Here is a 12,982-nt window from a genome sequence, read left to right as displayed (position 1 = left end):
TTTTGGTTGATAAGGATAATGTTGACTTTAATTATAAAATTACTCTAATAATAACATGGATAAGTTATGAAAAGAATATATTACATGGGAGATTGGGCAATTATTAGAATCTGAATTTTCGGGAGTGTGATGGATTGTTTGAAATGAGTGGAGTAAAATCAATAATAGCTAGCCCTCTTCTCAAAACCTTCCCTTTAATTAAATTTGTAGAACAATACTTGAAAAAAACTTGGGGATTTATAATAATAAATTGGAGGTGATAACTATGCTTTTAAATGATGCCGGAGTAAGAAATTTATTAATAGATGAGCTTCAATCCCTTTACAAACATGATCCCGAAACAAGAATAATAAATGAATTGGGTATAAATAATGGTGAATCAAGAGTAGATGTCGCTGTTGTCAATGGAATTATTCATGGTTATGAAATTAAAAGTGATTTTGATACACTAGATCGATTACCAAGACAAATGGATTATTATAATAAATTGTTTCAGCGTATGACAATTGTCGTATCTCGAAAGTATTACCATCAAGTTTGTGAGTTAGTCCCGATCTGGTGGGGGGTCAAAGTTATTAGCGCAGATGGAACCCGATTGATTGAAAAAAGAAAAGGAAGAAAGCAATCTTCTCAGGATAAAGATTATTTACTTCGTTTACTTTGGAAAAAGGATTTAGAAGCGTTTGTTGATGTATTAGGATACCCTAAAAAAATGAAAAAGCTAAAAAAACATCAGCTTCTGGAGATTTTTTCAAGAGAAGCTGATGCGGATATTATTCAACAACACGTATACAAGTCCTTAAAAACCCGGGAAAATTGGCGGCCGGACTTATAACTGTGTTCCGGTTAGTTCGATATGGTGATTAATGCCATACTCAATTGGTTTTACATGATTGCTAATTTCAATGATTCCTTTCGCGCAATCATAAATAGCCTTATCACCTGTCGAAAAATCGGGACTTTTATATACATCACTATCAATTATTTCCTGATAAACACCTTTAATTGTTTCAACCCCTTTATTTTCCAATAATGTCGATTTTCCAATATAATAATCATCTGTGGAGGAATAGAAAATCTTTAAATAGGTATTATAGTAATTTATATTGGCACCTTCTAGGCTTGGCTTTAGTCTTACCGTATAATCACCATATTTTAAATCAGGATATTTCTTTTGTAATTTGAAGTATGTTTTTAAATCATCTCTACTGGAAACAAGTGAGAAAGAATTTGGTGCTGCCCAGTCTGCGTTTTCCGGACATGATGTATGGAGTAAAACCAGTTTATAAGCGTTGATTCCAGAGAAGTTTTTTAGGGAAGTTAATAATCTGTTCTCATTGATTGGAGAATCGTAGAAGTCTAATAAAATAATGAAATTTTTGTTGTTCATCTTATCCATGACTTTATCTGATATTCTTTCAGCAATAATATCTTCTAGCGGGCTACTGAAGTCGTGACACCTTATTCGAATTGCAATTTCTGGTTGTTGTGTTTGGAGAACTGAATCTATCATCCATATTGGTGAATCAAAATGAATGCACGGTATGAAATTGAGCTCGGCTTGGACTAATTTTTCAATACAATGTTCTATTATGTTTTTGCCGCTTTCATTGTCAACTAACTTTTGCATTTCGCCAATCTTCTCAAAAGCCGAATGAAAATCGTAAATGAAGTTAGTGGATCCTAGTTTACTAGAGAGTTATGTTCCTAATGTTCGAAAAGTTGATTACCACATCAACTTTATTTTCAGGTATTACTTTAGATTCGATGATAGGCGTAATTATCTCTTTTGTCTCCTTCTTTAAATTGTGCAAATCCCCCATTTCTGCATTAGAAAATTTTAAAACAGGATAATAAGACATGAAATTCCTCCTTTTATTTTTGTGATTTCAATATACCTATTCGACATCGATTTGCTTTTTCCTTCAAAAGGGGGGAAATTTTACAATTAATAATTTCCTATTCTTCAGCGTGCTTACTTATTCAAATGGAATGGCAGGAGATCAAATAGGTACATATACCTAAAAAATAGCCTGCATAGAATAAGATTCAATCTTAGGTGTTATAGCTGAAAATTGGTACGATAACCTCTATCCTGGAACAATTTTGGATAGTTAGCTAACGTGCTTCCAATCGTGCAGGAAAAGTGGCTACCTGTATCGAATTCATAGATATAAAACTTTTAGGGGGAATTATCGATGATACAGTTTCCAAAACCGACTGTCGAGCAATTTTTTAGAACGTACGCGATTACAAATTTTGCTGTTAGCAAAGATGAGAAACGTCTTGTTTTTGCTGCAAATTTAAACGGAAAAATGAATCTGTGGGCGATGGATTTGCCTGATAATTATCCATATTTGTTTGCCCATCAGGATGAGTCATGCAATTTTATTACATTCGATCCGGAAAACCGGTATGTATTGGCAGGGTTTGATAAAGATGGTGATGAAAACCACCATATATATGCCATTCCTTATGATGGCGGCCTGCCGCAGCCACTGATCACAGGTGATGCAAAGGAGAAGTATTACTTTTCCCATTTAAGCGATGACGGGGAACGTATTTATTACATGACCTCGGAAGGCAATCCATCGTATTTAAACGCACGGGTACGCCATTTGCTTGATGGTTCTGATACGTTAATCAACACTGGTGAACTTTCTCCCACTGAATTAGCTGCTGTATCGGATGATGAGCATACATGCGTCTATTTGCGCGCCTTCGCCAATACGTACGTAACGAGTATTGTAAAAGCTGGCGACCAAACGTTTAGTCTTACTCCCGATCCGAAAAAGGTTCACGTAACGTTTGATCCTGTCTTTACCGATAATTCGACCATTTACTTTGTCACGGACTATGAAAGTGAGTATAGCTATCTGGCAAAGTTCGATTTGCAATCGAAACAATTTTCTGCAGTTGTTACGATTGATCAGGAAAGTGTACAATCACTGAAATTCAATAAAAAGCAAAACACCCTTTATCTTGTTACGGAAAATGGTGTAGTGGATGGCCTGTATCGGTATGATATTGCAAGCGAGGAACTGGAAGAACTGGCCCTGCCGGTTGATGTTATTGGCCAAATTCATGTGGCGCAGTCCGGGGGATTATATGTACTGGGCATCAATGCTACCGAACCAATGAATATTCATTATTCAGCTGATGGCGGCAGCTGGAAACGGTTGACCAATAATACTGTGCTTGGTGTTAGCAGTGAAGATATGGTTGAACCGGAAGTTGTATCATATAAATCGTTTGATGGAATGGAAATCGAAGCATTATTGTTTAAAGCTGATCCGGATTCCGACAATGGCCATACGATTTTTTGGCCGCATGGTGGACCACAGGCGGCTGAACGAAAAACATTCCGCTCGATGTTTCAATGTTTTCTCAACCGCGGATACAGTATTTTTGCACCGAACTTCCGCGGGAGTACTGGCTATGGATCTTCATTTGTAAAACTGGTGGAACAGGACTGGGGAGAAGGACCAAGACTGGACTGTGTAGCCGGAATGGAGTGGCTGTTTGCGAATAGTATTTCCGATCGTGATAAACTATTTCTGGTTGGCGGAAGTTTTGGCGGGTACATGGCTTTATTGTTACATGGACGTCATCCGGAATACTTCAAGGCTGTCGTTGATATATTTGGCCCATCCGATTTATTCACATTCGTTAATTCTGTTCCACCGCATTGGAAACCAATCATGGAACGCTGGATAGGTGACCCGGAACGTGACAAGGAACGGTTTATTAAAGATTCCCCAGTTACATATTTGGATGGTATGGTTAAACCGATGCTTGTCATCCAAGGGGCAAAGGATCCGCGGGTTGTGAAAGAGGAATCCGACCAGGTTGTTGCTAAATTAAAGGAAAAAGGCCGTGATGTTGAGTATTTTGTCATGGAAGATGAAGGTCACGGATTTTCAAAAAAGAAAAATGAGATCGAGGTTTATACACGAATGCTAGACTTTTTGGCAAAGCATCAGGATGAAAAGCAGCGCGCATAAGCGAAATGGAGGAATCAGGTATAACCGCCCGGTACGGTCTTACCTGATTTCTGTGTGTTTTTACACGCTTGGAAAGTAACTGCAGGGTTTGGACAATAAATGTGCCAGATCGGATAGTAAACCGCCAAGTTTGGACAGTAAACTCCCAAATTCGGACAGTAAATGCTGCAAGTTCGCCAGTGAGCAAACAGAAAAGATGCTTTTTGGATATTACATACGAAGTAATGAAGGCCAATAGCAATGAACATATTTTGCAGCCCTTCATAAACTAAATAATACCACCCCCAAAAAAAAGATTGACCAATTCATTGATTGTCGGTTAAAATGAATGGTGTGCTCATTCGAAATTGTCCCGGGTGGGTCATTCAGTTTAATGCAGAAAGGTGGATAGCTAATTAAAAGCAAGAAAAGCGCCAGAACTATTTTCAGATCGGTAAAGAAAATAGTTGACGAGGTGGAGGCTAATCGAGTGTATTCGGCGGATTCCTCCCGGTTGTACATCTCAATCGTTATGCTTTGTTCTCAAACCAATGAGGTAACTTGTTGTACAAAGAAGAAAGCGGGATGACAAAAACAATCACGAGAAAGGGGCAGCAAAACGCCCCGTAACAGAAGTAAGAGGCAAGATGTTGGAAGTTAGCTTAGGAATTGACTTTTAGACCTTTTTCAGCGAAATAGGCGATTCTTACGTCTGGCTTCTGACCTCTTGCTTCACGAAAGACGCTTTAGTGTTTTTCTTATGTAAAGGTCGTTTGTTGCCCCTTTTAATACAAGGAGGAAACAACGATATGTGTGGAATTGTAGGTTATATTGGACAGAATGATACGAAAGAAATATTGCTAAATGGATTAGAAAAATTGGAATATCGCGGCTATGACTCAGCTGGAATTGCGATGCTAAATGATGACGGAATGAACCTTTTTAAAGTAAAAGGGCGTATCGCGACGCTTCGGGATCGAGTGGATAGCGCTGTTCATGCAACAATGGGAATCGGCCATACCCGCTGGGCGACACATGGCGTACCGAGCGAAGAAAACGCACACCCGCACCAAAGCGCGTCAGGCAGATTTACACTCGTTCATAATGGTGTTATTGAAAACTATCAGGAATTGAAAAAGGAATTTCTTGAGGATGTAACGTTCGCCAGTGAAACAGATACCGAAGTTGTTGTTCAGCTAATCGAAAAATTTTTTGAAAAAGATCAAGATACTGCTGAAGCATTTCGTCAAACAGTGAGTCTTTTAAAAGGTTCTTACGCAATCGGCATGATCGATGCAGAAGATCAAGAAACGTTTTATGTGGCAAAAAATAAGAGTCCATTATTGGTTGGTTTAGGAGATGGGTTCAACGTTGTCGCGAGCGATGCAATGGCTACATTAAAAGTAACGGATCAATATCTTGAGATTTTTGACCAGGAAATTGTCTTAGTGAACCGCGGCTTTGTTGAGGTTCAAAAGCTTAATGGTTCAGTCGTCGATCGTAAACCATACACAGCTCAAATTGACGCAAGTGATATTGAAAAAGGAACATACCAGCACTTTATGTTGAAAGAGATTGACGAACAGCCATTTGTCATGCGGAAAATTATCAATGAATATCAAAATGAAAATAATGAACTGAAACTCGATGCAAATGTACGCCAAGCAATGAAAGCATGTGACCGTGTTTATATCATTGCTGCGGGAACAAGTTATCATGCTGGGTTGGTTGGAAAACAGTTCATTGAAAAATTAACTAAGATTCCAGTTGAAGTCCATGTAGCAAGCGAGTTTTCATATAACATGCCACTCCTATCGGAACAACCATTATTTGTGTTTATTTCTCAAAGCGGAGAAACAGCCGATAGCCGTGCAGTATTAGTAAAAATTAAAGAAATGGGACATCCAGCACTGACGATTACAAATGTGCCAGGATCCACCCTTTCTCGTGAAGCAGATTACACATTGAATCTTTATGCAGGACCAGAAATCGCCGTCGCGTCAACAAAAGCATATACAGCACAAATCGCAGTATTAGCAATTTTAGCGGTTGACACAGCCCGGGCAAAAGGTATTCCACTAGACTTTGATCCAATGCAGGAGCTGGCGATTGCTGCCAATGCGATGGAAATTTTAACGGATCAGAAAGAAGCAATTGAAGCTCTTGTAAGAAATTACCTGGAGACAACGCGCAACGCATTTTTCATCGGTAGAAGCAGTGACTACTTTGTTTGCCTGGAGGGTGCATTAAAGCTTAAAGAAATCTCCTATATTCAAGCAGAAGGTTTCGCTGGTGGCGAGTTAAAGCATGGAACAATTGCGTTAATTGAAGAAGGTACTCCAGTTATTGCACTAGTAACCCAAGCCGAAGTCAACTACGCAATCCGCAGTAATGTGCAGGAAGTAGTCGCCCGTGGAGCAAATGCGATAGTCGTCAGCATGAAAGGCCTGGAGCAAGATAGTGATGCATTTGTTTTACCGCATGTTCATGAATTATTGTCACCGCTTGTAACGGTTGTGCCTATGCAGTTACTGGCATATTATGCAGCGTTGCACCGTGGCTGTGATGTTGATAAGCCGAGGAATTTGGCGAAGAGTGTGACGGTGGAGTAGGGTTAGGTGGATTATGAGTTTTGTTTGTGGCGTTGAAATAAAGTCGTACCGTTTATAAAAAAGATGTACCGTTTAAAATAAAGTTATACCGTTTATAAAAAAGTTGCACCGTTTTACCCCTTTGGATATGATTGTCTAAAGGGGTGTTTTTGTGGCGAAAAGAAAAAGACACCCAAATTTGATAAGTGGAAAAAGACGATAGAGAATCTAGCAGTGCATATTATCAGTTACGGCTAAAAATTCAAGATTTCTCCTCATTAGATTGCTCACCCAGATCAAAATATATAAAAGAAAAAAGGAAAATATATGGATATAAATTGGGTGTACAACTTGTAAAGAATGTAGGAAACTTTCTCCTGTTTGGAGAGAAGTTCTTGAAAAAATAATAAACATATTTATTATTAATTACGTTTGAACGGACTTTTACAGTTAGGGATATTCAATTATTTACAATATTTCAGATGATAAAGTGATTCATCATATAACCCCAGGTGGACAGGAAAGACTTGTTGTTCAAGGGTTATTAGCTGCAACGCTATCAACAAAATTTGTGAAAATAATAGCGTACTGGGCTCGTACTATAAAATTTGCGTCTTTAAGCAGGAGGGGAAAACGGATGAGAATTGTGCTTACTGGTGTATCCTGTGTAGGAAAGTCGACTATAGGAAAAATGCTTGCCGACAAAGTGGACTATAAGTTTTTTGATTTTGATTATGAAATTGAGAATTATTTTAACCGTCCGATTTCATTTCTAAAAAGAGAGTTTTTAACAGAGCATAGCTATAGAAAGGAGGCAAGAGTTGTTCTAAGCAAAATTCTTGAAGAGAATGAAGATGATTTTATTATAGCTATGCCACCAAGCGGATTGATGGATTCTTATTGGCGGATTATTAAGCAGGATGACAGTCTGGTAACGGTCGTTTTAAAAGATAGGGCAAAAAACATATTGCAGCGTATAAGGTTTTATGATGATTATTCGAATCCAATTGAAGTGGAACAATCTAAGGAAAGTGAAAAGTATTATTTAAAAGAAATTAGCCTTGATATAGAATACTTCGGAAGAACATATAACAGGGCAAACTATCAATATCGTATTGATGGAAAAAGTGCTTCCGAGGCGGTAGATGATTTAGAGGCATTACTTTTAGCATGACTGGAAACAGATTAGTCGTATAAGTGTGTCAATAGCCATATACCTCTAGACCATTAAACTGAATGATCAAACCTTTTTAATCGGTTAGAGAAGAATCCATTTTGATCAATCTTTTTCATTGCTTAAATGTAAAAGAACAAACACCAACCCCTTATGTATCATGTTAGTTGGAAAGCGTGTTATATATTAGATGAGGCTAATATATACTTGCTAACGCTATTCCACAGTAAGGATTAGTGCCAATATAACGTACATCATATTCCTGAGGAAGTTGTTGTATGAATGGTGGTAGATGTGGGTGGTATATTTGTGCGTAATGTAAAAGATAAAACAGGATCCGTATGCTATTAAATAAATAACTAAAATCATATGATCATCATAAAATCGATCTCCTTTTGGATAATCGATTTTCTTGTATACTATGATGAAGGGGGAGTTTGTATTGTTACAAAAACTTGTAGCGGAAAGTCATAGACAGCCTTTCAAAGGTCCATTCACAATTACACGTGTCCAACCGGGGAATATTCTTGGGGCTAAACATGCGGATACTGGATTTGGACCGTTAGCTATCATTGACCATGCGGTTATAAAAAAGGCTTAACGATTAAAATGCACTCGGTAGCTTGTTCCAGAACAACAAAGTCTTCATATCTTGTGAAAAATATGAGCGCTTCCGTATATGCCTCTTTCTTATTGTTTTCTTTAGGGTTATCTATTGTAGCATTTTTTTTGGAATTGATTCGTCAAAAGTCCGCCAAGCAGCGAACCTCCAGCTAAACCTCCGACCACCATTCCTGTATTCTTGACAAATCTTCGGCGACTTGGATTATAGTTTTTATCATTGTCATGTGAAGATATATTAATTTTATCATCATTATCAGACAAACACTTTTCTTCCTCCCTCTATGTATGTGTCAAGTTTTTCTCGACGTTGCTTTCATACCAATATTCCAGGCGCTCCCATTTTGTACACCTTGTTCGGCTACCGCGCTGTCGCTTGCTGGCCTCATTTTTGATGGAACGGTCTTAAAAACCAAAGACCGTTCTATCAAAAACGAGGTTTATTGTAATATTTTAAATAAGTTACCTATGGCTGGGCGGAAATGACTGGCAGACACCATACACCATTGCTCAAAAATACTTTGAAGAAATAAAGGCCCCAAATAAAAAAATCTTTATCATTCCTGATGCTGGGCATATGACAATGATGGAACAACCCGATTTGTTTTTTAATGCATTATCAGAAATAAATAGTGTAGAGGTAAATAATTAGTGATTTCCATGGATTATTAACTTGGTTTTTCACTGCATAGAAGAATAATTTTTACATGGTAATGTTATAATGAAAATAAATATGTATCGGGAAATGACGGTGATGATATGTTATCTCAACAGGAAATCCTTGATGAATTGTCAAAAAAATTGAATATATGGAAAGAAAAATATGGTGTTAAGCGTATTGGCTTGTTTGGTTCGTACAGCCGCGAAGAGCAAAAAGAATCCAGCGACATTGATGTGATAGTAGAATTTAATGATACAGACTTGTCTTTTGATAATTACATGGACTTAAAATTCAACCTTGAGGATCATTTTCAGAAGCCGGTTGATTTAGTAATATTGGATGATATTAAACCCGCTTTAAAACCCAGTATTTTAAGGGGGGCTATATATGCAGAGGGAGCCTAGAGTTTTTTTAGAAGATATTTTATCCGCTGCAGTTAAAGTAGAGAAATTTACTAGAGGAGTATCCTATGACGATTTCCTAGATAATGATTTAGTTTTCGATGCGGTCATTAAGAATATTTTGGTTATCGGAGAAGCGACCAAAAATATTCCAGTAGAAATCCGAAAAATGAATCCTCAAGTTGAGTGGAGAAAGATGGCTGGAATGAGAGATATGATGATTCATGGTTATTTTTCCATTAATTATCGGATTGTTTGGGATGTAGTGCAAAACAAAATTCCTACACTTAGACAACAAGTAGAGCAACTTTTAAAAGAAATTGATTAACTTTTCAACATTACTGGCTTAAAAGAAAAGGTCAATCAAAAGCAAAGGTATTGTACCTTCAACAGGGAAAATACCGAAGAAATGATCAAATCTTTTTTATAGCTACAAGAAAGAACCCTGGACTTGCCAAATAGGCATTGTTCAGGGTTTAATGTAGTGATCAGGACATAAGCACCCAGCTTATTAAAAAAAGTGGGGGATGATGCTTCTTACTTTTCAAATGGCTGGGAAACAGGTTATGATAGGTACTTGTCATAATAAAACTATCTTTTTTTACAGATAGAAGAGGTGGGTATGAATGACATCCCAAACTTATAACAGAAAGACAATTGTCGCCTTGCTATTGGCGGGGGCATTTATTTCAATCTTAAATCAGACGACGATGATAACAGCAATCCCTCCGATTATGAAAGAAATGCATATTACTGCAAATACAGGCCAGTGGTTAACAACCGTTTTTATGCTTGTCAATGGTGTGATGATTCCCGTTACAGCATTCTTAATTGAACGCTTTACAACACGGCAGCTCTTTATTTCAGCAATGAGCATTTTTGCCTTTGGAACATTAATTGCCGGAGTTGCGCCGAACTTCGGTGTTCTTTTATTTGGACGAATTGTACAGTCAGCAGGTGCCGGGATTATGATGCCATTGATGCAAACGGTCTTTTTATTAATTTATCCAATTCATAAGCGAGGCGCTGCGATGGGGCTGGTTGGCCTAGTTATCCAGTTTGCTCCGGCTATCGGGCCGGCCCTGTCCGGTTGGCTGATCAGTGCTTATTCCTGGCGTGTCATGTTCTTTGTCATTTTGCCTATTGCCCTTTTGCTTATTGGCATTGCTACGCGTGTCATGCAAAATGTTACAGAGCTGACCCGTCCGAAAGTCGATATCTTATCTATTATTCTATCCTCGTTTGGTTTTGGAGGATTGCTTTATGGCTTCACCTGTGCAGGAAATTTCGGCTGGGGAAATTTGACAACCATACTCACCTTAACAATAGGTGTGATTGCTTTGGTTCTGTTTATTGTGCGGCAGCTGCGACTTGCCCATCCGATGCTGGAATTCAGGGTATTTAAATATTTTATTTTCACATTGACGACCGGCATTGGAATGCTCGCATTTATGGGTCTCATTGGAATCGAAACTTTGATCCCGCTTTATATGCAAAATATGCGGGACTTCACAGCGATGGAATCCGGATTGGCCATTTTACCCGGGGCACTCGTCATGGGTTTGATGTCACCGATCACGGGGCGTATTTTCGATAAAATTGGCGCCAAGTGGATGGCGATTACGGGATTAATCATCATGACTCTCACGACATTGCCATTTGCAAACCTGACGACTTCAACTTCGTTTACTTATCTCACCATCTATTATGCTATTCGGATGTTTGGATTGTCGATGGTGATGATGCCGGTGACAACGGCTGGGTTGAATCAATTACCTAAACGGTTAATCGCGCATGGGACAGCGATGAATAATACCATGCGCCAGGTCTCTGCTTCGATTGGAACGGCGATTCTTGTGACTGTCATGACCACAACGGGAGAGGAGGCGAAGCAGGACCCAACGATCTTAACCCCGATGATTCATGGCGTGAATGTTGCCTTTATAGTGATCACCGTGCTTTCCGTTGTTGGTGTCATTTTGGCCTTTTTTATAAAGAAAACCTACCCTCCAGAGGAAGCAGAGAAATTAGTGGGTGCAAACAAATCGGTAAGAAGTTAAATTTTACTCGATTTTTTCAAGAAGGAATTCTTAGCTGTATCAGGCAGAAAGTTGAAGATTAAAGTAGAAATTTGGATATACTGAGCGGGGGCTCCATTTTGATTCAATCTTTTTTCAAAATGGAGCCTTTTTAATTAATATATATGTTTAAACAGTAATAAAAGGAACAATTTAACGACTAATCTCCCCTTTAAAAAAGGGATCTTTATTATTGTGTCGAAATAAAGAATACAGAAGACTATATATTGAGACAAAAGAAGTAGAGGAGGGACTTTTTGAGGAAAATGAATTTTTCTGACAGAGGTTGTCAGGGTACAAGCTGTATAATCTACTGTGCCCCACGGCATTTATATGATTTTACACAAGGATTGGTTCTTTGATTTTATAACAAAGGAGAAATATTCATGAACAAACAAAAATCAGATACACCGATCATTTTGGTTCCCGGATTCTGGCTAGGGGCATGGGCATGGAATGATGTTACAGATGTCCTCCGAGCGGATGGTTACAATGTCAGAGCTTTGACGCTGCCAGGTTTGGAATCAAATGATACCGATCGTTCTGCAATTAATTTTTCTGACCACGTCGATGCCATATGTGATGCCGTAAAAGTAGCTGGGGAGCCTGTTGTGCTCGCCGTACACAGTGCTACTGGAGCCACAGGTTACGCTGTGAGTGACCGCATGCCTGAACAAATCGCTGCCATGGTGTATGTTGATAGCTTCCCCGAGAAGGATGCAATGAATCCGGAATTCGATAGCGTTGAGATGCCGTTTCCTTCGTGGAAAAACCTTGATGAGGCCGACATCAATGGAATGAGCGATGAACACCGTAATCTTTTAAGACAACGAGCTGTTCCCGAGCCGGGTGGTGCTGTACGTGAGGCACCTGTTTTGACCAATGACAGGCGACTTGATGTGCCGAGCACCATTATTTGCACAGCGCACACATCTGATGAGATCAAGTCTTTTATCGAAAAAGGGTGGCTAAGTGGCCTCGAAGAGTTGAATGATGTTACCTATGTTGATCTGCCGACACACCACTGGCCAATGTTGTCACGCCCGAAGGAGCTAGCCGCGGCGTTAGGCGATGTTGTCCAGAATATCATTTCTGATTGAATCCCTTGTAAGATGGTAATTATGGGATTGCTTCAAATCTCCTTTTGCAGCAGGAGGCGGGCAAGTGGAGGATATGGACTTGCTACCACATATCATATAAAAGTTAAGGAAGAAGATGTTAAAAAAGGCGGTGAAGCAAACACCACTAATTCTACATTGTTACCCATCGGGTGCGATTACGAATAAGAATCGCGCCAACATAGCATATAAGGGCCGGATTGTTTAAGTTTATGGATTGCGGAGATGAGTAATTTGGAGATGCTTATTTGGGTGATAACAATCGTGGTATTAGTCGGTTTAACTATGGGTGTCTATTCCACATTATATTTGCTGGGTTGTGTAAGTCCGAAGAGAAAACGTTTATTTTAGGAGT

At 38.9% G+C, this 12,982-nt stretch carries 11 protein-coding genes; 9 read left to right on the top strand and 2 right to left on the bottom strand.

Annotated features, from left to right (window positions below; genetic code table 11):
* The first annotated feature begins 265 nt into the window (after window positions 1-265).
* Window positions 266-835 carry a sce7726 family protein gene (locus tag CZ382_RS11855; protein WP_088051436.1) on the top strand — a complete coding sequence of 190 codons (570 nt, stop codon included), beginning with the start codon at window positions 266-268 and terminating at the stop codon, window positions 833-835.
* Here the strand turns inward: CZ382_RS11855 and CZ382_RS11850 are convergent.
* On the bottom strand, window positions 830-1,630 hold the full coding sequence (locus CZ382_RS11850; RefSeq protein WP_088051435.1) for a beta family protein: 801 nt from the start codon (window positions 1,628-1,630) through the stop codon (window positions 830-832). The two genes, CZ382_RS11855 and CZ382_RS11850, sit on opposite strands and share 6 nt — an antisense overlap.
* A gap of 568 nt (window positions 1,631-2,198) precedes the next feature.
* On the opposite strand from CZ382_RS11850, the gene CZ382_RS11845 reads away from it, so the two are divergent.
* The 4 genes from CZ382_RS11845 to CZ382_RS23750 all read left to right on the top strand — a co-directional run bounded on the left by CZ382_RS11845 (window position 2,199) and on the right by CZ382_RS23750 (window position 8,349).
* On the top strand, window positions 2,199-4,004 hold the full coding sequence (locus CZ382_RS11845) for a S9 family peptidase (protein ID WP_088051434.1): 1,806 nt from the start codon (window positions 2,199-2,201) through the stop codon (window positions 4,002-4,004).
* 788 nt (window positions 4,005-4,792) lie between these two features.
* Complete coding sequence (gene glmS, locus CZ382_RS11840) at window positions 4,793-6,595, top strand: glutamine--fructose-6-phosphate transaminase (isomerizing) (RefSeq protein ID WP_088051433.1); 1,803 nt, start codon at window positions 4,793-4,795, stop codon at window positions 6,593-6,595.
* Window positions 6,596-7,211: 616 nt separating this feature from the next.
* Window positions 7,212-7,748, top strand: a complete 537-nt coding sequence (locus tag CZ382_RS11830) for a shikimate kinase (RefSeq protein WP_088053458.1) — start codon at window positions 7,212-7,214, stop codon at window positions 7,746-7,748.
* 442 nt (window positions 7,749-8,190) lie between these two features.
* Entirely contained in the window at window positions 8,191-8,349 is a 159-nt protein-coding gene (locus CZ382_RS23750; protein WP_155555423.1) for a hypothetical protein, read from the top strand.
* A 107-nt stretch (window positions 8,350-8,456) separates the two neighbouring features.
* Here the strand turns inward: CZ382_RS23750 and CZ382_RS11825 are convergent, their stop codons facing one another.
* Window positions 8,457-8,633 carry a twin-arginine translocation signal domain-containing protein gene (locus tag CZ382_RS11825; protein ID WP_088051432.1) on the bottom strand — a complete coding sequence of 59 codons (177 nt, stop codon included), beginning with the start codon at window positions 8,631-8,633 and terminating at the stop codon, window positions 8,457-8,459.
* 495 nt (window positions 8,634-9,128) lie between these two features.
* Here CZ382_RS11825 and CZ382_RS11820 point away from each other — a divergent pair, with 495 nt between their 5' ends.
* The 4 genes from CZ382_RS11820 (at window position 9,129) to CZ382_RS11805 (ending at window position 12,609) form a co-directional block, all read left to right on the top strand.
* A complete protein-coding gene (locus tag CZ382_RS11820; protein WP_088051431.1) occupies window positions 9,129-9,434 on the top strand; it encodes a nucleotidyltransferase family protein in 306 nt (101 codons plus the stop codon).
* Complete coding sequence (locus CZ382_RS11815; RefSeq protein WP_088051430.1) at window positions 9,418-9,759, top strand: HepT-like ribonuclease domain-containing protein; 342 nt, start codon at window positions 9,418-9,420, stop codon at window positions 9,757-9,759. Before CZ382_RS11820 ends, CZ382_RS11815 begins: the two co-directional genes overlap by 17 nt.
* Before the next feature lie 298 nt (window positions 9,760-10,057).
* Complete coding sequence (locus tag CZ382_RS11810; protein WP_088051429.1) at window positions 10,058-11,491, top strand: MDR family MFS transporter; 1,434 nt, start codon at window positions 10,058-10,060, stop codon at window positions 11,489-11,491.
* A 404-nt stretch (window positions 11,492-11,895) separates the two neighbouring features.
* The gene (locus tag CZ382_RS11805) at window positions 11,896-12,609 is read left to right on the top strand and encodes an alpha/beta fold hydrolase (RefSeq protein WP_088051428.1); all 714 of its coding nucleotides are present in this window, start codon (window positions 11,896-11,898) and stop codon (window positions 12,607-12,609) included.
* Window positions 12,610-12,982: the final 373 nt, after the last annotated feature.

Origin of the sequence: Virgibacillus dakarensis (assembly GCF_900155625.1) — a bacterium.
In the GTDB taxonomy this organism is placed as follows: Bacteria; Bacillota; Bacilli; order Bacillales; family Amphibacillaceae; genus Lentibacillus_C; species Lentibacillus_C populi.
The sequence above is the reverse complement of the archived record's forward strand: the minus strand, read 5'-3'. Positions and strand labels throughout refer to the sequence as shown.